Annotated in this window: 22 protein-coding genes and 1 pseudogene; 18 read left to right on the top strand and 5 right to left on the bottom strand. The window is 61.6% G+C overall.

The window, feature by feature from the left end; translation table 11 throughout:
- The first annotated feature begins 153 nt into the window (after nucleotides 1-153).
- From hslV to K9857_RS22585, 7 genes are all read left to right on the top strand, one after another.
- On the top strand, nucleotides 154-693 hold the full coding sequence (gene hslV / locus K9857_RS22615; protein ID WP_150771882.1) for an ATP-dependent protease subunit HslV: 540 nt from the start codon (nucleotides 154-156) through the stop codon (nucleotides 691-693).
- Between the two features lie 52 nt (nucleotides 694-745).
- On the top strand, nucleotides 746-2,083 hold the full coding sequence (gene hslU / locus K9857_RS22610) for an HslU--HslV peptidase ATPase subunit (protein ID WP_224539480.1): 1,338 nt from the start codon (nucleotides 746-748) through the stop codon (nucleotides 2,081-2,083).
- Nucleotides 2,084-2,228: 145 nt separating this feature from the next.
- The gene (locus K9857_RS22605) at nucleotides 2,229-2,600 is read left to right on the top strand and encodes a gamma-butyrobetaine hydroxylase-like domain-containing protein (RefSeq protein WP_224539478.1); all 372 of its coding nucleotides are present in this window, start codon (nucleotides 2,229-2,231) and stop codon (nucleotides 2,598-2,600) included.
- Nucleotides 2,601-2,858: 258 nt separating this feature from the next.
- Complete coding sequence (phaC, locus tag K9857_RS22600) at nucleotides 2,859-4,538, top strand: class II poly(R)-hydroxyalkanoic acid synthase (protein ID WP_224539475.1); 1,680 nt, start codon at nucleotides 2,859-2,861, stop codon at nucleotides 4,536-4,538.
- 166 nt (nucleotides 4,539-4,704) lie between these two features.
- On the top strand, nucleotides 4,705-5,559 hold the full coding sequence (gene phaZ / locus K9857_RS22595; RefSeq protein ID WP_224539474.1) for a poly(3-hydroxyalkanoate) depolymerase: 855 nt from the start codon (nucleotides 4,705-4,707) through the stop codon (nucleotides 5,557-5,559).
- A 113-nt stretch (nucleotides 5,560-5,672) separates the two neighbouring features.
- Nucleotides 5,673-7,355 carry a class II poly(R)-hydroxyalkanoic acid synthase gene (gene phaC / locus K9857_RS22590; RefSeq protein WP_224539472.1) on the top strand — a complete coding sequence of 561 codons (1,683 nt, stop codon included), beginning with the start codon at nucleotides 5,673-5,675 and terminating at the stop codon, nucleotides 7,353-7,355.
- 61 nt (nucleotides 7,356-7,416) lie between these two features.
- A complete protein-coding gene (locus K9857_RS22585; RefSeq protein WP_224539469.1) occupies nucleotides 7,417-8,031 on the top strand; it encodes a TetR/AcrR family transcriptional regulator in 615 nt (204 codons plus the stop codon).
- A gap of 186 nt (nucleotides 8,032-8,217) precedes the next feature.
- Here K9857_RS22585 and K9857_RS22580 read toward each other — a convergent pair whose 3' ends face one another.
- The 3 genes from K9857_RS22580 to K9857_RS22570 form a co-directional block, all read right to left on the bottom strand.
- Nucleotides 8,218-9,174: a phasin family protein gene (locus K9857_RS22580; RefSeq protein ID WP_224539467.1), complete on the bottom strand. Its 957-nt coding sequence runs from the start codon at nucleotides 9,172-9,174 to the stop codon at nucleotides 8,218-8,220.
- A gap of 10 nt (nucleotides 9,175-9,184) precedes the next feature.
- A complete protein-coding gene (locus tag K9857_RS22575) occupies nucleotides 9,185-9,607 on the bottom strand; it encodes a phasin family protein (RefSeq protein WP_224539465.1) in 423 nt (140 codons plus the stop codon).
- A 234-nt stretch (nucleotides 9,608-9,841) separates the two neighbouring features.
- Nucleotides 9,842-10,117, bottom strand: a complete 276-nt coding sequence (locus K9857_RS22570) for a polyhydroxyalkanoic acid system family protein (RefSeq protein ID WP_224539463.1) — start codon at nucleotides 10,115-10,117, stop codon at nucleotides 9,842-9,844.
- Between the two features lie 154 nt (nucleotides 10,118-10,271).
- On the opposite strand from K9857_RS22570, the gene ubiE reads away from it, so the two are divergent.
- The 11 genes and pseudogenes from ubiE (at nucleotide 10,272) to K9857_RS30615 (ending at nucleotide 18,439) form a co-directional block, all read left to right on the top strand.
- Nucleotides 10,272-11,042 carry a bifunctional demethylmenaquinone methyltransferase/2-methoxy-6-polyprenyl-1,4-benzoquinol methylase UbiE gene (gene ubiE, locus K9857_RS22565; RefSeq protein ID WP_007989286.1) on the top strand — a complete coding sequence of 257 codons (771 nt, stop codon included), beginning with the start codon at nucleotides 10,272-10,274 and terminating at the stop codon, nucleotides 11,040-11,042.
- Nucleotides 11,042-11,665 carry an SCP2 domain-containing protein gene (locus K9857_RS22560; protein WP_224539461.1) on the top strand — a complete coding sequence of 208 codons (624 nt, stop codon included), beginning with the start codon at nucleotides 11,042-11,044 and terminating at the stop codon, nucleotides 11,663-11,665. Before ubiE ends, K9857_RS22560 begins: the two co-directional genes overlap by 1 nt.
- The gene (gene ubiB / locus K9857_RS22555) at nucleotides 11,662-13,266 is read left to right on the top strand and encodes a ubiquinone biosynthesis regulatory protein kinase UbiB (protein ID WP_224539459.1); all 1,605 of its coding nucleotides are present in this window, start codon (nucleotides 11,662-11,664) and stop codon (nucleotides 13,264-13,266) included. Before K9857_RS22560 ends, ubiB begins: the two co-directional genes overlap by 4 nt.
- Before the next feature lie 164 nt (nucleotides 13,267-13,430).
- Nucleotides 13,431-13,832: a phosphoribosyl-AMP cyclohydrolase gene (gene hisI, locus K9857_RS22550; protein ID WP_224539458.1), complete on the top strand. Its 402-nt coding sequence runs from the start codon at nucleotides 13,431-13,433 to the stop codon at nucleotides 13,830-13,832.
- Nucleotides 13,825-14,157 (top strand): phosphoribosyl-ATP diphosphatase, encoded by a 333-nt coding sequence (locus K9857_RS22545; protein WP_007952422.1) that lies wholly within the window; start codon nucleotides 13,825-13,827, stop codon nucleotides 14,155-14,157. Before hisI ends, K9857_RS22545 begins: the two co-directional genes overlap by 8 nt.
- Nucleotides 14,158-14,182: 25 nt before the next feature.
- Nucleotides 14,183-14,461, top strand: coding sequence for a twin-arginine translocase TatA/TatE family subunit (locus K9857_RS22540; protein WP_224539455.1), 279 nt, complete (start codon nucleotides 14,183-14,185; stop codon nucleotides 14,459-14,461).
- Nucleotides 14,462-14,471: 10 nt separating this feature from the next.
- Nucleotides 14,472-14,912, top strand: coding sequence for a Sec-independent protein translocase protein TatB (tatB, locus tag K9857_RS22535; RefSeq protein ID WP_224539453.1), 441 nt, complete (start codon nucleotides 14,472-14,474; stop codon nucleotides 14,910-14,912).
- The gene (tatC, locus tag K9857_RS22530; protein WP_224539451.1) at nucleotides 14,909-15,703 is read left to right on the top strand and encodes a twin-arginine translocase subunit TatC; all 795 of its coding nucleotides are present in this window, start codon (nucleotides 14,909-14,911) and stop codon (nucleotides 15,701-15,703) included. The genes tatB and tatC overlap by 4 nt, the downstream gene beginning before the upstream one ends.
- Entirely contained in the window at nucleotides 15,700-16,407 is a 708-nt protein-coding gene (locus K9857_RS22525; RefSeq protein ID WP_224539449.1) for a 16S rRNA (uracil(1498)-N(3))-methyltransferase, read from the top strand. Before tatC ends, K9857_RS22525 begins: the two co-directional genes overlap by 4 nt.
- A 115-nt stretch (nucleotides 16,408-16,522) precedes the next feature.
- A pseudogene (locus tag K9857_RS30620) lies at nucleotides 16,523-17,581 on the top strand (methyl-accepting chemotaxis protein); the annotation flags it as partial.
- The gene (locus tag K9857_RS30615) at nucleotides 17,576-18,439 is read left to right on the top strand and encodes a methyl-accepting chemotaxis protein (protein ID WP_411961600.1); all 864 of its coding nucleotides are present in this window, start codon (nucleotides 17,576-17,578) and stop codon (nucleotides 18,437-18,439) included. The pseudogene K9857_RS30620 and the gene K9857_RS30615, both read left to right, overlap by 6 nt.
- 156 nt (nucleotides 18,440-18,595) lie before the next feature.
- On the opposite strand, the gene K9857_RS22515 is transcribed toward K9857_RS30615, so the two are convergent.
- Complete coding sequence (locus K9857_RS22515) at nucleotides 18,596-19,330, bottom strand: amino acid ABC transporter ATP-binding protein (protein ID WP_224539445.1); 735 nt, start codon at nucleotides 19,328-19,330, stop codon at nucleotides 18,596-18,598.
- A complete protein-coding gene (locus K9857_RS22510) occupies nucleotides 19,323-20,282 on the bottom strand; it encodes an amino acid ABC transporter permease (protein ID WP_224539443.1) in 960 nt (319 codons plus the stop codon). The genes K9857_RS22515 and K9857_RS22510 overlap by 8 nt, the downstream gene beginning before the upstream one ends.
- Nucleotides 20,283-20,345: the final 63 nt, after the last annotated feature.

The raw sequence follows: 20,345 nt of genomic DNA, 5'->3' as shown, positions 1-20,345 counted from the left end.
GGCCGCTTCGCAGCCCAGCGGGGGCAAGCCCCCTCGCCACAAAAGCACGCACACCGCTCGTCCCCTCTCCCGCCCCGCAGTTGAAATCTTTTCCACCACCCCCATATGGGTTGGCATAAGGCACTTTCGCCCAGCTGCGTGGAGACTCTTCCCTTGACCACCATCGTTTCAGTTCGCCGCCAAGGCAAAGTCGTCATGGGCGGCGACGGCCAGGTTTCTCTCGGCAATACCGTGATGAAAGGCAACGCCAAGAAAGTCCGTCGCCTGTACCACGGTGAAGTCCTTGCCGGTTTTGCCGGTGCCACCGCTGACGCCTTTACCCTTTTCGAACGCTTCGAAGGCCAGCTGGAAAAACACCAGGGCCATCTGGTTCGCGCCGCCGTCGAGCTCGCTAAAGAATGGCGTACCGACCGCTCCCTGAGCCGTCTGGAAGCCATGCTCGCCGTCGCCAACAAGGACGCCTCCCTGATCATCACCGGCAACGGTGACGTGGTCGAGCCGGAAAACGGCCTGATCGCCATGGGTTCCGGTGGCGCCTACGCCCAGGCCGCCGCCAGCGCGCTGCTGAAGAAAACCGATCTGTCCGCCCGGGAAATCGTCGAGACCGCTCTCGGCATCGCCGGCGACATCTGCGTATTCACCAACCACACTCAGACCATTGAGGAGCAGGACTGCGCCAAAGGCGACGAGTAAGTCTGTTTAGGCCGTACGCCACGACTCACTTGATTAAGGTCCGCAAAATATTATGTCCATGACTCCCCGTGAAATCGTCCACGAACTCAATCGCCATATCATCGGCCAGGACGATGCCAAGCGCGCCGTCGCCATTGCCCTGCGCAACCGCTGGCGCCGGATGCAGCTGCCAGAAGAGCTGCGCGTAGAAGTCACCCCGAAGAACATCCTGATGATCGGCCCGACCGGTGTCGGTAAAACCGAGATCGCCCGTCGCCTGGCCAAGCTGGCCAACGCGCCGTTCATCAAGGTCGAAGCCACCAAGTTCACCGAAGTCGGTTATGTCGGTCGCGATGTCGAATCGATCATCCGTGACCTGGCCGACGCGGCGATCAAGCTGCTGCGCGAACAGGAAATCACCAAGGTTCGCCACCGCGCCGAAGACGCCGCCGAAGAGCGCATCCTCGACGCCCTGCTGCCACCGGCACGCATGGGTTTCAGCAACGACGAAACGCCGAGCTCCGATTCCAACACCCGTCAGCTGTTCCGCAAGCGTCTGCGCGAAGGCCAACTGGATGACAAGGAAATCGAAATCGAAGTCGCCGAAATGGCCGGCGTCGATATTTCCGCGCCACCGGGCATGGAAGAGATGACCAACCAGCTGCAGAGCCTGTTCGCCAACATGGGCAAGGGCAAGCGCAAGAGCCGCAAGCTCAAGGTCAAGGAAGCGCTGAAGCTGGTTCGCGACGAAGAAGCCAGCCGCCTGGTCAACGATGAAGAGTTGAAGGCCAAGGCCCTGGAAGCGGTCGAGCAGCACGGCATCGTGTTCATCGACGAAATCGACAAGGTGGCCAAGCGCGGCAATGTCGGCGGCGCCGACGTGTCCCGCGAAGGCGTACAGCGCGACCTGCTGCCGCTGATCGAAGGCTGCACCGTCAACACCAAGCTGGGCATGGTCAAGACCGACCACATCCTGTTCATTGCTTCCGGTGCGTTCCATCTGAGCAAGCCGAGCGACCTGGTACCCGAGCTGCAAGGCCGTCTGCCGATTCGCGTCGAACTCAAGGCCCTGTCGCCGCAGGACTTCGAACGCATCCTCAGCGAGCCGCACGCGTCGCTCACCGAGCAATACTGCGCGCTGCTGAAAACCGAAGGCCTGTCCATCGAGTTCCAGCCGGACGGCATCAAGCGCATCGCCGAGATCGCCTGGCAGGTCAACGAGAAGACCGAGAACATCGGTGCCCGTCGCCTGCACACCCTGCTCGAGCGCCTGCTCGAAGAGGTGTCCTTCAGCGCCGGCGACCTGGCCAGCGCCCATGACGACAAGGCGATCCAGATCGACGCCGACTACGTCAACAACCACCTGGGTGAATTGGCGCAGAACGAAGACCTGTCCCGTTATATCCTGTAAGCAGCCCTTACGGTAATCGCGGACCCTGTGGGAGCGGGCTTGCTCGCGAAGGCGAAGTGTCAGTCGACATCACATTGACTGTCACACCGCATTCGCGAGCAAGCCCGCTCCCACATCAGGTTCTGCAAACGACGGATATCCGGCCATGATCCCCACCGACATCAAACTGCACAAAGCCTCGAAAACCCTGACGCTCAAATACGCGTCCGGCGAGGAATACACCCTGCCCGCCGAGTTCCTGCGGGTGCACTCTCCCTCCGCCGAGGTCCAGGGCCACGGCAAACCCATCCTGCAATTCGGCAAGATCAACGTCGGCCTGAGCAAGCTGGAACCGGCCGGTCACTACGCACTGAAACTGACCTTCGACGACGGCCACGACAGCGGCCTGTTCACCTGGGAATACCTCTATGAACTGGGGCGACGTCATGACGCACTCTGGGAGGACTACCTGGCCGAGCTCAAAGCCGCCGGAAAAACTCGCGACCCGAACGAATCTGTCGTCAAGCTGATGCTCTAGCCCGTGCCTCTCGTTCATTAGAAGGCATTTTCTAATTTCATCTGTTTGAATGCTCCGCTCCAAAGCAAGCAACAGGCCTGCTTGCGAAAAAAATTAAACTCGGGTAACCAATGGAACTGGCAAGTTCCCTGCAGTGCTCTCTGCGAATAAAAGCAGCGGTGCAGTATCAACGGTCACCCGAGTAGTAGTACCTGGCATTCGCTGTGTGGACTACACAGCAGGACCCGGTACTCGTCTCAGGACAATGGAGCGTCGTAGATGAGTAAAGAGAATAACGATGACTTGAAGTATCAGGCCTCGGAAAACACCCTGGGTCTGAATCCTGTCGTTGGGCTGCGTGGAAAGGATCTACTGGCTTCTGCTCGAATGGTGCTCAGACAGGCCATCAAACAACCGATTCACAGCGCAAAGCATGTCGCGCATTTCGGTCTGGAACTCAAAAACGTACTGCTCGGCAAATCCGGGCTGCAACCGGCAGGCGATGACCGTCGCTTCGTCGATCCGGCCTGGAGCCAGAACCCGCTCTACAAACGTTATATGCAAACCTATCTGGCGTGGCGCAAGGAGCTTCACGACTGGATCGACGACAGTAACCTGCCGCCCAACGACGTCAGCCGTGGGCACTTCGTGATCAACCTGATGACCGAAGCCATGGCCCCGACCAACAGCGCGGCCAACCCGGCGGCGGTCAAGCGCTTCTTCGAAACCGGCGGCAAGAGCCTGCTCGACGGTCTTTCCCATCTGGCCAAGGATCTGGTGCACAACAACGGCATGCCCAGCCAGGTCAACATGGGTGCGTTCGAGGTCGGCAAGACCCTGGGCGTGAGCGAAGGCGCGGTGGTGTTTCGCAACGACGTGCTGGAGCTGATCCAGTACAAGCCGAGCACCGAACAGGTCCACGAGCGCCCGCTGCTGGTGGTGCCGCCGCAGATCAACAAATTCTATGTATTCGACCTCAGCCCGGAAAAAAGCCTGGCGCGCTTCTGCCTGCGCAGCAACGTGCAGACCTTCATCGTCAGCTGGCGCAACCCGACCAAGGAGCAGCGCGAGTGGGGCCTGTCGACCTACATCGAGGCGCTCAAGGAAGCGGTCGACGTGGTCACGGCGATCACCGGCAGCAAAGACGTGAACATGCTCGGCGCCTGCTCCGGCGGCATCACCTGCACCGCGCTGCTGGGCCACTACGCCGCGATCGGCGAGAACAAGGTCAACGCCCTCACCCTTCTGGTGAGCGTGCTCGACACCACCCTGGACACCGACGTCGCCCTGTTCGTCAACGAGCAGACCCTGGAGGCCGCCAAGCGCCACTCCTATCAGGCGGGCGTACTGGAAGGCCGCGACATGGCGAAAGTCTTCGCCTGGATGCGCCCCAATGACCTGATCTGGAACTACTGGGTCAACAACTACCTTCTGGGCAACGAGCCGCCGGTGTTCGACATCCTGTTCTGGAACAACGACACCACGCGCCTGCCCGCGGCGTTCCACGGCGACCTGATCGAGCTGTTCAAGAACAACCCGCTGATCCGTCCGAACGCACTGGAAGTGTGCGGCACGCCGATCGACCTCAAGCAAGTGAAGGCCGACATCTTCTCCCTGGCCGGCACCACGGACCACATCACTCCGTGGAAGTCCTGCTACAAGTCGGCGCACCTGTTTGGCGGCAACGTCGAGTTCGTGCTGTCCAGCAGCGGACATATCCAGAGCATCCTGAATCCGCCGGGCAATCCGAAATCCCGTTACATGACCAACAGCGAAGTGGCGGACACTGCCGAGGAATGGCAAGAGAACTCCACCAAGCACACCGACTCCTGGTGGCTGCATTGGCAGGCCTGGATGGCCGAACGTTCGGGCGCGCTGAAAAAGGCGCCGCTGAAACTGGGCAACAAGGCATATCCGGCGGGCGAAGCAGCGCCGGGTACTTACGTACATGAGCGGTAACTGACACACCTCGCCCGCCTCCTGTAGGAGCGAGCACGCTCGCGATGGACTCCAGAACATCACGGGGTATCAGATGCCCCGCGTTATCGTTGACGTCCATCGCGAGCATGCTCGCTCCTACAGGGGGCGCGGACGGGGACGAATTCGAGAGAAACAGGGCCAGAGCATGCCGCAACCGTTCATATTCCGTACCGTCGAACTGGATGGCCAGACCCTCCGCACGGCGGTACGCCCCGGCAAGCCTCACTTGACGCCCTTGCTGATTTTCAACGGCATCGGCGCCAACCTGGAGCTGGTGTTTCCGTTCGTCGCGGCGCTGGACCCGGACCTGGAAGTCATCGCCTTCGACGTTCCCGGTGTCGGTGGCTCGTCGACGCCCAGTCGCCCGTACCGGTTTCCGGGCCTGGCGAAACTCACCGCGCGCATGCTCGATTACCTCGACTACGGTCAGGTCAATGCGATCGGGGTGTCCTGGGGCGGCGCGCTGGCCCAGCAGTTCGCCTATGACTATCCGGAGCGCTGCAAGAAGCTGGTGCTGGCCGCCACCGCTGCGGGCGCGGTGATGGTGCCGGGCAAACCGAAAGTGTTGTGGATGATGGCCAGCCCGCGCCGCTACATCCAGCCCTCCCACGTGATCCGCATCGCGCCGATGATCTACGGCGGCGCGTTCCGTCGCGACCCGACGCTGGCCGCGAACCACGCCGCCAAGGTGCGTTCGGCGGGCAAGCTGGGTTACTACTGGCAACTGTTCGCCGGGCTTGGCTGGACCAGCATTCACTGGCTGCACAAGATCAAACAGCCAACCCTGGTGCTGGCCGGCGACGACGACCCGCTGATTCCGCTGGTCAACATGCGCCTGCTGGCCTGGCGGATTCCCAACGCCCAGCTGCACATCATCGACGACGGCCACCTGTTCCTGATCACCCGGGCCGAAGCCGTGGCGCCGATCATCATGAAGTTTCTCCAGGAGGAGCGGCAACGTGCGGTGATGCACCCGCGTCCGGCGCCATTGGGCGGCTGACCGGCTAGTCATCGCGCGGCAGGACGCCGCGCCGCGCAACAACCCGATACTGCGTCTATGGTGTTCTGGTTCGGTGTATTTGATTTGGCCTGAAGACGAAGGAGTGTTGACTGATGCGTGACAAACCAGCGAGGGACCTGGCGCCCTCCCCAGCCGCGTTCATCAACGCACAGAGCGCGATCACCGGTCTGCGCGGCCGTGATCTGTTTTCAACGCTGCGCAGCGTCGCTGCCCATGGTTTGCGCCACCCGGTGCACAGCGCCCGGCACGCCTTGAAACTGGGCGGCCAATTGGGCCGCGTGATTCTGGGTGAAACCCTGCACCCGACCAACCCCCATGACAGTCGCTTCGCCGATCCGGCCTGGAGCCTCAATCCTTTCTATCGTCGCAGCCTGCAGGCCTATCTGGCCTGGCAGAAGCAGGTCAGGAGCTGGATCGACGAGAGCAACATGAGCCCGGACGACCGCGCCCGGGCCCAGTTCGTCTTCTCCCTGCTCAACGACGCCATGTCGCCGTCCAACAGCCTGCTCAATCCGCTGGCACTCAAGGAAATCTTCAATTCCGGCGGCAACAGCCTGGTGCGCGGGATCGGCCATCTGGTGGACGACCTGCTGCACAACGACGGCCTGCCCCGGCAGACCACCAAACAGGCTTTCGAAGTCGGTACGACGGTCGCCACCACCCCTGGTGCCGTGGTGTTTCGCAACGAACTGCTGGAGCTGATCCAGTACAAGCCGATGAGCGAAAAGCAGTACTCCAAACCGCTGCTGGTGGTGCCGCCGCAAATCAACAAGTACTACATTTTCGACCTGAGCCCACACAACAGCTTCGTCAAGTACGCGCTCAAGAACGGCCTGCAAACCTTCATGATCAGCTGGCGCAACCCGGATATCCGTCACCGCGAATGGGGCCTGTCGAGCTACGTGGAAGCGGTGGAAGAAGCCATGAATGTCTGCCGGGCGATCACCGGCGCCCGCGAGGTCAACCTGATGGGCGCCTGCGCCGGCGGGCTGACCATCGCCGCGCTGCAAGGCCACCTGCAGGCCAAGCGGCAGATGCGCCGGGTCTCGAGCGCCACTTACCTTGTGAGCCTGCTCGACAGCCAGCTGGACTCTCCGGCGACCCTGTTCGCCGACGAACAGACCCTGGAATCCGCGAAACGCCGCTCGTATCAGAAAGGCGTGCTCGACGGCCGGGACATGGCCAAGGTCTTCGCCTGGATGCGCCCCAACGATTTGATCTGGAGCTACTTCGTCAACAACTACCTGCTGGGCAAGGAGCCGCCGGCGTTCGACATCCTCTACTGGAACAACGACACAACGCGCCTGCCGGCGGCCCTGCATGGCGACCTGCTGGACTTCTTCAAGCACAACCCGCTGGGCCATCCGGGCGGTCTGGAAGTGTGCGGCACGCCGATCGACCTGCAGAAAGTCACGGTCGACAGCTTCAGCGTTGCCGGCATCAACGACCACATCACGCCGTGGGATGCGGTGTATCGCTCCACCCTGCTGCTGGGGGGCGAGCGCCGCTTCGTGCTGTCCAACAGCGGACACGTGCAGAGCATCCTCAACCCCCCGGGCAACCCGAAAGCCAACTACGTCGAAGGCAGCAAGCTGAGCAGCGACCCACGGGCCTGGTACTACGATGCGAAACAGGTCGACGGCAGCTGGTGGACGCAATGGCTGAGCTGGATTCAGGAACGCTCGGGGACACAGAAGGAAACCGTCATGGCTCTGGGCAACCAGAACTATCCACCGATGGAAGCCGCACCCGGCACCTACGTGCGCGTGCGCTGACGTTCAAGCGACCCACGGCCGCTGTCGGCCGTGGCATGGACCCGAACATTAAGAAGACTGGATGAAAACCCGCGACCGCATCCTCGAATGTGCCCTGCAGTTGTTCAACGAGAAGGGCGAACCGAATGTCTCCACCATGGAAGTTGCCAACGAAATGGGCATCAGCCCGGGCAACCTCTACTACCACTTCCACGGCAAGGAGCCGCTGATTCTCGGGCTGTTCGAGCGTTTCCAGGCCGAGCTGACACCGCTGCTCGACCCGCCGCTCGACGCCGAGCTGGGCCCTGATGATTACTGGCTGTTCCTGCACCTGATCGTCGAACGCCTTTCCCACTACCGCTTCCTGTTCCAGGACCTGTCGAACCTGGCCGGGCGCCTGCCGAAGCTGGCCAAGGGCATTCGCAACCTGCTCAACGCCCTCAAGCGTACCCTGGCGTCGTTGCTGGCGCGGCTGAAGGCTCAAGGGCAGTTGGTCAGCGACACCCAGGCATTGGGGCAACTGGTGGAGCAGATCACCATGACCCTGCTGTTCTCGCTGGACTATCAGCGGATTCTCGACCGTGAGGGCGAGGTGCGGCTGGTGGTTTACCAGATCATGATGCTGGTGGCGCCGCACCTGCTGCCGCCGATCAAGGTGGCGACCGAACAGCTGGCGCTGCAATACCTCGACGGCTGATGCGTACCCGCTTTCTGTAGGAGCGAGCACGCTCGCGATGGTCGCCAACGATAACGCGGGAAACCTGACACCCCGCGGTGTCTGGGCCTCCATCGCGAGCATGCTCGCTCCTACAGGAATTGCGTTTTCATGGATAAAAAAACGCCCGACCTTGGCAGGCCGGGCGTTTTTTTGAGCCCTGAGGAATCAGGACTGACTGGTTGGCGTCGATGAAGCTGGCGCGGCAGTCGGGGTGGCGGCAGGGGTCGGCGCGGTTGCGGAGTTCGATGCGCTGACCGGTGCAGCCGGTGCGGCCGAGGCCGCTGGAGTTGCCGGTTTGGCGGCGGCCGCGGTTGGCTTGGCGGCGGCAGTTTTCGGAGCAGCCGGCTTTTTCACTGCTGGCTTTTTCGCAGCCGCAGGTTTGGCTGCTGGCTTGGCGGCAGCAGGTTTCGCTGCTGCTGGCTTGGCTGCCGGCTTGGCCGCTGCGGTTTTCGCCGCTGCAGGTTTGGCTGCTGCTGGTTTGGCTGCAGGTTTTGCAGCTGGCTTGGCGGCCGCTTTGGCAGCTACCGGCTTGGCCGCTGTTTTGGCTGCGGCAGGTTTTGCAGCAGCGGTTTTGGCAGCAGGCTTGGCCGCGGCTTTCGCTGCTGGCTTGGCAGCAGGTTTGGCCAGTGGCTTGGCTGCAGTTTTGGCGGCTGGCTTGGCAGCGGCAGCAGGTTTGGCCGCAGCGGTTTTCGCCGCAACAGGCGCAACCTTGGCACCGGTCAGTTTTTCGATTTGCGCGGTCAGTTTCTCGACCTTGGTGTGCAGTGCCTTGACCTCATTGCGGCTCGGCACGCCCAGACGCGAAATGGCGCTGTTCAGGCGCTTGTCGAAAGCGCCTTCCAGCTCATCCCACTTGCCCAGCGCCTTGTCTTTCACACCGCTGATGCGCGACTTGGCCGAAGAAGCGGAGTCCTTGGCGCTGTCCTTGGCTGTGTCGACTTTCTTGCCGATTGCCTTCTCGGCTTTCTCGCCGTCTTTAACCAATGCATCGAAGATTTTGCTGCCGTCAGTGTCGATCTTCGAGTACACGCCTAAACCAGCCAGCCAGATTTTTCGGGAGTAGTCTTCTACTTTCCCGATCCACGAGCTGCCTTCTTTTTCGGTGTTCTTTTTAACAGCCATCCCGTTCTCCTTAAGATTTACGCGCGACGCGTTCGAGCAATGCCGTCAACTCATCGAGCTTGACAGAGAGTGTCTCAACGTCATGTTTAGACGGAATGCCGATACGATTCAAGGCGCTTGCCACACGCGAGTCGAATGCTTTCTCGACCTTGTCGAGTTGAACTTCGACACGACCCTTGAAAGTGCTCACTTCATTCTTCGCTTCAGCGATCTCGGAGTTCGCGGCTTCGAGCTTTTCGGCGACTACTTTTTTGCCTTTGGTTTCAACAGCTTGACCTGTCTTCACCAGCTCCTGAAAGTAGTCGGCGCCTTCCTGGCCAACCTTGGCGTAGGCACCAAGACCTGCCAGCCAGATCTTGCGGGCATAGGATTTGACGTCGCTCAGAGCCGATGTCGAAGCGTCGATTTTTTTCTTCAAAATTACTTTGGCCATGGTCCACCTCACGCGCAGAAGGTTTGAGGAACTGCCCGCGAAAGTGTCGGGCTCTGGCACAAAGTAGGGAGAAAAATTAGAAAGGGCACCCTAACAACCGCAACATTTGCGTGCCCCGAGATGGATGTAGGAGCGAGGCTTGCCCGCGAAGAGACCGGAACATCCGCAGCATCTTTGCCGTCAGGAAGACCGCTTTCGCGAGCAAGCTTCGCTCCTACAGGAGAAGGGGTCGGATCAGGCCAGCGCCTTGTCCAGCGCCTTTTCGATTTCCGCTTTGATCATGCCGCTCATGGCCGACATCATCAGGCCCAGCTCCACGTCGACGCGGATCGAATCGTCGGCCACGTGCACCGCGCCTTTCACACCCGAACGCTTGAGGTTCAGGGTGTCCCCGGACCATTGGGGCTCCAGGCCGTACTGGTCGGAAAGTTTCTGCGCCAGCTTGTCGGCTTTCTCGCGGGCTGCTTCCTTGCCCAGGTTGTGGGCACGCTCAACACTGATATGGGCCATTGGATGACTCCTGTTTTATGAATGCTTGTCGGTAAATCTTGACCGCCGCTGCGGCAAATCGTCCCGAAGGTTGCCCATCTTACCTTTAGCCATTCCAAGACAAAGCATCCCTTGGGGATTAGAATGTCGCGCATTCTCTCTTGGTGACAGCGATATGACTGATCAGCGCAAAGGCAGCGATGCCGAACCCACCACTCACTTCGGCTTCAAAAACGTTCCGGAAAGCCAGAAAGCGGAAAAAGTCGCTGAAGTTTTCCACTCGGTAGCTGCCAAATACGACCTGATGAACGACCTCCTGTCGGGCGGCATGCACCGCCTGTGGAAGCGTTTCGCGATCGAACTGTCGGGCGTCCGCACCGGCAACCGTGTGCTCGACATCGCCGGCGGCACGGGCGACCTGACCCGCAAATTCTCCCACCTGGTCGGCCCTACCGGCCAAGTGGTGCTGGCTGACATCAACGAGTCCATGCTCAAGGTCGGCCGTGACCGCCTGCTGGACCTGGGTGTGGCCGGCAACGTCGAGTTCGTCCAGGCCGACGCGGAAAAACTGCCGTTCCCGGACAACCATTTCGACTGCGTGACCATCGCTTTCGGCCTGCGCAACGTAACGCACAAGGAAGACGCCCTGCGCTCCATGCTGCGCGTACTCAAGCCCGGCGGCCGCCTGTTGGTGCTGGAGTTCTCCAAGCCGACCAACGCGCTGATGTCCAAGGCCTACGATGCCTACTCCTTCGCCTTCATGCCGCTGATGGGCAAGCTGATCACCAACGACTCGGAAAGCTATCGCTACCTGGCCGAATCGATCCGCATGCACCCGAATCAGGAAACCCTGAAGTCGATGATGGTCGAGGCCGGTTTCGACCGCGTGACCTATCACAACATGACCGCAGGCATCGTTGCCCTGCATCGCGGCATCAAGCCCTGATGCTGCTCGCCGGACTGCTCGCCAGCGTTGAACTCGGCCTGAACCGGGTGCTGCGTCTCGACAGCACGGCGCTGCCAAGGCTCGCGCACTTGAGCGGCAAGGTGATTGCCGTCGATTGCAGAAGCCCGGCGCTGCAACTGTTCATCCTGCCCAGCGACGAAGGCCTGCTGCTCGCCTCTCAGTGGGAAACCGGCGCCGACTGCACTTTGCGTGCACCGGCTTCGAGCCTGGTGAAACTGGCGATGAGCAAGGACAAGACCGCGGTGCTGCATGCCCCTGAAGTCGAACTCGACGGCGACAGCGGTGTGCTGCTGGAACTGGCGGGAATCCTTCAGGACCTTGAGCTGGACTGGGAGTACGAACTCTCGCGCTGGCTCGGCCCGGTCGCCACCCAACTGGTGGGCGGTCACTTGCGCAGCCGCGCGCGCTGGTATCAACAAGGATTTGCCAGCCTCAACCAGAACCTCGCCGAATACCTGGCCGAAGAATCGCGCGCCCTCGTCGGTCAGCGCGAAGCCGAAGCCCGATTCAGTGAACTGGACCGGATCAAACTCGATCTGGAACGACTCGAGGCGCGTTTCGAGCGCCTTTCCCGATCCCTCGACCCAAGCGATAACGCATGAAGCTGCTTGCCGTCCGCCGTCTGTTGCGCATCCAGCGCGTCGTGATCCGCTACCGCCTCGATGACCTGCTGTTCGATCTGCCTCTGCCCTGGTTCCTGCTGGTGCTGCGCTACGCCCTGCCGTGGCGCTGGTTCCCGCGCAAGACCCTCGACCTGAGCCGTGGCGCGCGCCTGCGCCTGGCATTGCAGGATCTGGGGCCGATATTCATCAAGTTCGGGCAGATCCTGTCCACCCGCCGCGACCTGCTGCCCGAAGACATCGCCGACGAGTTGATGCTGCTGCAGGATCGCGTGCCGCCGTTCGACTCCAAGCTGTCGGTCAAGCTGATCGAAGAGCAGCTGGGCAAGAAGATCAGCGAAGTGTTCAGCCGTTTCGACGTCGAGCCCCTGGCCTCGGCTTCGGTGGCGCAGGTCCACGCCGCGCAGCTGAAAACCGGTGAGGAAGTGGTGGTCAAGGTGATCCGCCCGGGCCTCAAGCCGATCATTGCTCAGGATCTGGCGTGGCTGTTCATCCTCGCCCGCGCCGCCGAAAAGGTTTCGGCCGACGCGCGTCTGCTGCACCCGGTGGACGTGGTCAGCGACTACGAAAAAACCATCTATGACGAACTCGATCTACTGCGCGAAGCGGCCAACGCCAGCCAGCTGAAGCGCAACTTCGAAGGCTCGCCGATGCTCTACGTGCCCCAGGTCTACTGGGACTGGTGCCGACCGAAAGTGTTGGTGATGGAGCGCATCTACGGGATTCAGGTCACCGACCTGGCGACTCTGGCCGACCAGCGCACCGACATGAAAATGCTCGCCGAACGTGGCGTGGAGATCTTCTTCACCCAGGTGTTCCGCGACAGTTTCTTCCACGCCGACATGCACCCCGGCAACATCTTCGTCAGCACCGTGAGCCCGTGGAGCCCGCAGTACATCGCGATCGACTGCGGCATCGTCGGCAGCCTGACCCCCGAAGACCAGGACTACCTGGCGCGCAACCTGTTTGCCTTCTTCAAGCGGGACTACCGTCGCGTGGCGCAGTTGCACATCGATTCGGGCTGGGTACCGGCGGAAACCAAGCTCAACGAATTCGAAGCGGCGATCCGTACCGTGTGCGAGCCGATCTTCGAAAAGCCGTTGAAGGACATTTCCTTCGGCCAGGTGCTGATGCGCCTGTTCCAGACCGCGCGCCGTTTCAACATGGAAGTGCAGCCGCAGCTGGTTCTTTTGCAGAAAACCCTGTTGAACATCGAAGGCCTGGGTCGTCAGCTGTATCCGGACCTCGATTTGTGGAACACCGCGCAGCCTTTCCTCGAGCGCTGGATGCGCGAGCGGGTCAGCCCCAAGGCCCTGTTCGGCAACGTGCAGAGCCAGATCGAACAGATCCCGCACCTGGCCAACATGACCCGCGACCTGCTCGAGCGCATGTCCCAGCCTCACGCCAGCGATCCACCGCCACCGTGGCACCGACGCCGCGACGACTGGTTCCTGCGTCTGCTGGGAACCGCTCATCTGGCCGGCGGCGCCATCCTCGCTGCTGGCGGGCCGCTGAATCAGTTGGCTTATTGGCCTGCGGGAATCATGATGGCCGTCGGTTTGTATCTGGTCGTGCGTCGGTAGGAGTAAGCTGCAAGCTGCAGGCCTCAAGCTTCAAGTGGGCTGCGCGATACTTGTGTTTGGGTTATGTCGGCGCGGCTTAAGCGTTAAGATCAGGCAACAACCAACGAATCCGCTTTAACTTGCAGCTTGAAGCTCAAAGCTTGCAGCTGCTTCGGGAACCGAAGATGACCAACTGGCTGGACGAGATCAAGTGGGACGCCGATGGCCTGGTGCCAGCGATCGCCCAGGATCACAAGACCGGGCGCGTCCTAATGATGGCCTGGATGAACCGTGAAGCGCTGGAACTGACCGCTGCCGAGAACCGCGCCATCTACTGGTCGCGCTCGCGTGGCAAACTGTGGCGCAAGGGCGAAGAGTCCGGCCACGTGCAGACCCTGCATGAGATGCGCCTGGATTGTGATGCCGACGTGATCATCCTGATGGTCGAGCAGATCGGCGACATCGCCTGCCATACCGGCCGTCAAAGCTGCTTCTATCGCGTCTTCGAGAACGGCGACTGGACAACCGTCGATCCGGTCCTCAAGGACCCGCACGCCATCTACTCCACAGGACACACCCATGAGTGACACACTCACCCGTCTGGCCCAGGTACTGGAAGAGCGCAAAGGCGCCGCCGCCGACAGCTCGTATGTCGCCAGCCTGTATCACAAGGGTTTGAACAAGATTCTGGAAAAAGTCGGCGAAGAGTCGGTCGAAACCATCATTGCCGCCAAGGATGCCGCCGTCAGCGGCGACTGCAGCGATGTGATCTACGAAACCGCCGATTTGTGGTTCCACAGCATGGTCATGCTTGCCCAATTGGGGCAGCATCCACAGGCTGTACTCGATGAACTGGACCGTCGCTTCGGTCTCTCCGGACACGTAGAGAAAGCCTCGCGTCCGTCCGCCTGAACAATTATTAGAGAGGAGCAGCACCATGGGTATTTTTGACTGGAAACACTGGGTCGTCATCCTGGTTGTGGTCGTACTGGTGTTCGGTACCAAGAAACTGAAAAACCTCGGCACTGACGTCGGCGAATCGATCAAGGGCTTCCGCAAGGCCATGAACGACGACGAAAAACCGGCCGATCCGACCGTGACCCCGGCGCAACCGGTTCCACCTGTTCAGCCACAGGCCACACAGTCCGTGAACCGGCCGCACACCATCGACGTGCAGGCGCAGAAGGTCGAAGAGCCGATCCGCAAAGACGTGTGAGCACTGACTAATGTTTGGTATCAGCTTCTCTGAACTGCTGCTCGTCGGCCTCGTCGCCCTGCTGGTGCTGGGCCCCGAGCGCCTGCCGCACGCTGCGCGCACCGCAGGCCTGTGGGTCGGACGCCTGAAGCGCAGCTTCAATGCGATCAAACAGGAAGTTGAACGTGAAATCGGTGCCGACGAGATTCGTCGGCAACTGCACAACGAACACATTCTGTCGCTGGAGCAGGAGGCGCGGAAGATTTTCACGCCGACCCAGCAGGAGCCGACGCCGGTTCAGCCGGAGGCCACTCCGACAGTTGCGGCGCCTGTAGTCGAAGCTTCACCAACTGCGGCTACGCCGGTTGCAGCTGAGCCAGCCGCAGCCACATCGGTCGAACCCGTGGTACCTGCGGCCGCGCCCGTCGCGCCTGCCCCTCAAGACCCCACACTGCCGCCGCGAGCCCCATGAGCGATCTTCCTGAAAACGACCAGCACATGCCGCTGGTTTCGCACCTTACCGAGCTGCGTACCCGTCTGCTGCGCTGCGTAGCGGCGGTGTTCATCATCTTCGCCGGGTTGTTCGCCTTCACCCAGCAGATCTACACCTTCGTCTCGACGCCACTGCGCCAGTACCTGCCGGCGGGCGCGACGATGATCGCCACCGACGTGTCATCGCCGTTCCTGACACCGCTCAAGCTGACGATGATGGTCTCACTGTTCCTGGCCATTCCGGTGATCCTGCACCAGATCTGGGGCTTCATCGCGCCGGGCCTGTACAAGCACGAAAAACGCATCGCGGTGCCGCTGCTGATCTCCAGCATCCTGCTGTTCTACGCCGGCATGGCCTTCGCCTACTTCCTGGTATTCCCGCTGATCTTCAAGTTCTTCGCCTCCGCCACCCCGGCCGGCGTGGAAATGATGACCGACATCACCAGCTACCTCGATTTCGTCATGACGCTGTTCTTCGCCTTCGGCGTGGCGTTCGAGATCCCGGTGGCCGTGGTGCTGCTGGTGTGGATCGGCGTGGTCGACGTCAAATACCTGAAGAAGATCCGCCCGTACGTGATCATCGGCTGCTTCGTGGTCGGCATGATCCTGACCCCTCCGGACATCTTCTCGCAGACCCTGCTGGCAGTACCGATGTGGCTGTTGTTCGAGATCGGCGTGTTGTTTGGCGGGCTGATCAGCAAACGCGGCGAACATCCGGACGATGAGCCGGCTGACGACCACAACGACCAGCCGCCAGCGACCCAAGCGTGAACCTGCTGCTCCTCGAAGAGGCCGACTTCATTGCGGCCGACCGGGTGATCCTGCGTGATCGACGCCTGACCCACATGCAGGAAGTCCATCGCTGCGAAGTCGGCGACAGCATGCGCGTCGGGCGGATTGGCGGGTTGATGGGCGCAGCCGAAGTGCTGCGTCTGGAAGCCAACGAGGCGGAATTGCGCGTCACCCTCGACCAGCCGCCGCCGGCCAAGCTGCCACTGACACTGGTATTGGCCCTGCCACGGCCCAAAATGCTGCGCAGGGTGTTTCAGACCGTTGCAGCCATGGGAGTGCCGCGTGTGGTGCTGGTCAACAGCTACCGCGTCGAGAAGAGCTTCTGGCAGACACCGTTTCTGGAGCCGGAAGCGATTCGCGAGCAGTTGATCCTCGGTCTCGAACAGGCCCGGGACAGCGTGCTGCCCGAAGTGACCATCGAGAAGCGCTTCAAGCCATTCGTTGAAGACCGCCTGCCGGCCATCAGCGAAGGCACCTTGGGCCTGGTCGGCCATCCCGGCAACTACCCGCCCTGCCCCCGCGCCCTGAGCGAACCGGTGACCCTGGCCATCGGCCCCGAAGGCGGCTGGATTCCCTACGAAATCGACCTGCTGGGCAAATCCGGCCTGCAACCGGTGCAGCTGGGAGAGCGCATTCTGCGCGTCGAAACCGCCGTCACCGCCCTGCTCGCACGCCTCTTCTAACGTCACGCGCCAGCTGCTACATAAAGCTCTCCATTCGTCTGAATGCCCCTACAGAACGCAGGTGTCTGGCCGATATATCTCCGACAAAACCAATGTGGTCGGGGAGATTTGCAGCATGTACCAATGGATGGCCGATAAGCTGGGGAACGTAGGCGTCAATCGCAAACTGGGCATTGGTTTCGGCCTTGTCTTGCTGTTGACGTTGTTGATCACCTTCACCGGCTGGACCGGTCTGAGCGAGGTCAGCAAGCGAGGCGACAAACTGGGGCTGATCTCCGACATCAACGGGATGACCAAGGACCTGCGCATTGCCCGCCTGGATTACGACATGCGTCGTGGCGAGCAAGGGCCTGGCGCCGTCAACGACATGCTCGGCAAGCTCGACAGCAACTTGCAAACCGCTAGCAAGCTGATCGAACAACCCTCCGACATCGCGCTGATCGAGCAACAGATCGCCGCGGTCGTTCAGTACAAACAAGCCTTCGCCGCCCTGACCCAGGCCGGCGCGAACCGTGAAGACGCGCGTGGCAAACTCGGCGCCACCGCCGACAATGCCGTGGCCAAGGTCGCCGAGGTCGAAAAATCCATGCTGCAAGGCGACAGCGTCGTGCAGTTCAACAGCGTGATCGACCTGAGCAAGCTGATCCAGCAGGCGCGCTTCCAGGTTCGCGGCTACACCTACAGTGGCAAGACCGAAGCCGAGCAGCCCGCACTGGATGCCATCGACAACGCACTCAAATACCTTGAAAGTCTGCCGTCGAAACTGCCGGATGAGCACATCACCAACCTGCAGCAGGCCACCGACTCGCTCAAGGCCTACCGCGCGGCGGTCAGCCAGTACCGCGACTCTCAGGTCGCCGGCGCCGACGCACTCAAGCACATGGCCGCCCAAGGCCAGATCCTGCTCGACGCCAGCACGCAACTGACCCTCTCGCAAACCAACAAGCGGGATACCGACGTCGCGCACGCCAAGAACAAGCTATTGCTGGCCACAGTCCTGGCGCTGGTATTCGGTGTCTTTGCCGCCTGGGCCATCACCCGGCAGATCGTGATTCCGCTGACCCAGACCCTCAAAGTGGCCGAGCGCATCGCCGCCGGCGACCTGACGCATAACCTGGTTTCCAAGCGCCAGGACGAACTGGGCCAGCTGCAACGCTCCATTCAGGGCATGACTCTGGGCCTGCGCGAGTTGATCGGCGGCATCAGCGATGGCGTCACGCAGATCGCCAGCGCCGCCGAGGAACTGTCGGCCGTCACCGAGCAGACCAGCGCAGGCGTCAACAGCCAGAAGGTCGAGACCGATCAGGTGGCCACGGCCATGAACGAGATGACCGCCACCGTGCAGGAAGTCGCGCGCAATGCCGAGGAAGCCTCCGAGGCCGCTGTCGCCGCCGACCAGCAGGCGCGCGAGGGTGACAAGGTGGTCGGCGAGGCCATCGCCCAGATCGAGCGCCTGGCCCTTGAGGTGGGACATGCCACCGAGGCCATGGGCGAACTCAAGCGCGAGAGCGACAAGATCGGCAGCGTACTCGACGTGATCAAGTCCGTGGCCCAGCAGACCAACCTGCTGGCACTCAACGCCGCCATCGAAGCCGCCCGTGCCGGTGAAGCCGGACGCGGTTTTGCCGTGGTCGCCGACGAAGTCCGTAGCCTGGCCCAGCGCACCCACAAGTCCACCGAAGAGATCGAAGAGCTGATCGTCAGCCTGCAAAACGGCACCCAGCAAGTGGCGAACATCATGGACAACAGCCGCAACCTGACCGACAGCAGCGTCGAACTGACCCGCCGCGCCGGCGGTTCGCTGGAGAGCATCACCCGCACCGTCTCGGCCATCCAGGCCATGAACCAGCAGATCGCCGCCGCAGCCGAGCAGCAAAGCGCCGTGGCCGAGGAGATCAACCGTAGCGTGCTGAATGTGCGGGATGTGTCGGATCAGACATCGGCGGCCAGTGAGGAAACCGCGGCGTCCAGCGTTGAGCTGGCGCGGTTGGGGACGCATTTGCAGATGCTGGTGGGTAAGTTCAGGATGTGAAGTGATTCAACTGCCTCGGTTCGCTTGGGACCGAGGTGATGCAATCGCGGGCAAGCCCGCTCCCACAGTGTTTGGTGGTGAACACAAATCCTGTGCACAACCATGATCCCTGTGGGAGCGGGCTTGCCCGCGATGGCGTCCTGAAGATCGCCGCAGTTACAGAACCTGCCGCAAAAACGCCTGAGCCCGCGGATCCTTCGGCGCATCAAAGAACTGCGCCGGGGATGCATCCTCCAGCAATTTACCGTGATCGAAGAACAGCACCCGGTCCGCGACTTCCCGGGCGAAGCCCATTTCGTGGGTGACGCAGACCATGGTCATGCCTTCCACGGCCAGGTTTTTCATGACGTCCAGCACTTCGCCGACCATTTCCGGGTCGAGGGCCGAGGTGGGTTCGTCGAACAGCATGACCTTCGGCTCCATCGCCAGCGCCCGGGCGATCGCCACGCGCTGTTGCTGGCCACCGGACAGGCGCGATGGGAATTCATTGGCCTTCTGCGCGATGCCGACCTTTTCCAGCAGCGCCATGGCCTTGGCCTCGCGCTCCTTCTTGCCGCGCTTGCGTACGACTTTCTGCGCCAGACACAGGTTTTCCAGCACGGTCATGTGCGGGAACAGGTTGAAATGCTGGAACACCATACCGACTTCGCGGCGGTAGGCGTTGATGTCGGTCTTCGGGTCGGCCAGTTGCAGGCCGTCGATGCTCACCGAGCCCGAATCGAATTCTTCCAGACCGTTGAGACAGCGCAGGAAAGTCGATTTACCGGAGCCGGACGGACCGATCACCACCAGCACTTCGCCCTTGGCCACTTGGGTGGAGACGTTATCCACCGCGCGCACCACTTGGCCGCGGGTGTCGAAGACTTTTACCAGATCGCGGACTTCAATCACTTTGCGCGAGCCTCCGCTCAAGCCGGCCGGCGATTTTCGACAGCGGCAGGTTGATCAACAAATACAATCCGGCCACACAGAACAGGATCTCGAACGGCGAAAACGAAGTGGTGATGACTTCGCGCCCGCTTTTGAGCAGTTCGGTGATCGCGATAACCGACACCAAGGACGTGTCCTTGACCAGGCTGATGAACTGCCCGGCCAGCGGCGGCAGCACACGCTTGAACGCTTGCGGCAGCACCACGTGACGCATCGACTGGCCGGCGCTCAACCCCAGGGAGCGCGCGGCTTCGTTCTGGCCACGGGCGATGGACTGCACGCCGGAACGGATGATTTCCGCCACGTAGGCGCCGGTGAACAGCGCGAGCGCGGCGATCCCGGCGAGCTCCCGAGACAGGTTCATCACGGTGCCGATGAAGAAGTAGAAAATGAAGATCTGCACCAGCAGCGGCGTGCCGCGCACCAGTTCGACGTAGATGGTCGATAGGTCGCGCAACGTCGGGTTGTTCGACAGCCGGCACAGGCCGGTGACCAGGCCGATCAGCAGACCCAGCACACCCGACACCACCGACAGCCACAAGGTGGTCCACAGGCCCCACAACAGCGGTCCAGCGGCCCAGTGACGGGTGACCCCGACCACATCGCCCTCAGCCACATCATCGCCCTGGGCGACTTGCAGGCTGTTCTCGTCGACGATCAGGTGTTGTTCGTCACCCGCGTCGTTGCGCAGGGTGACTTCAGCCTTGTCGCCCTTGCGCACCAGCGTGCTGACGGTGGAGATGTCGGCGGCGCGCTGGGACTCTTCGGCGTGGTAGGCGAAGTACTGCGGCACGCGGTTCCAGCGCCACTCGTAGGACATCAGCGAGGTGGCGTAGTACAGGGCGGCGGCCAGGCCGATCAGCACCAGCACGGTCAGCGCGTGCCAGGGCCATTGGGCTTTTTTCTGTTTCATTGCGGGTTCCGGGATTTGTGTTGCCTGTCAGGGCCTCTTCGCGGGCAAGCCTCGCTCCTACAG

The organism is Pseudomonas sp. REP124 (assembly GCF_020164475.1).
Classification (GTDB): domain Bacteria; phylum Pseudomonadota; class Gammaproteobacteria; order Pseudomonadales; family Pseudomonadaceae; genus Aquipseudomonas.
Note: the sequence above shows the minus strand (reverse complement) of the source record. Positions and strands in the feature narration are given on the sequence as shown.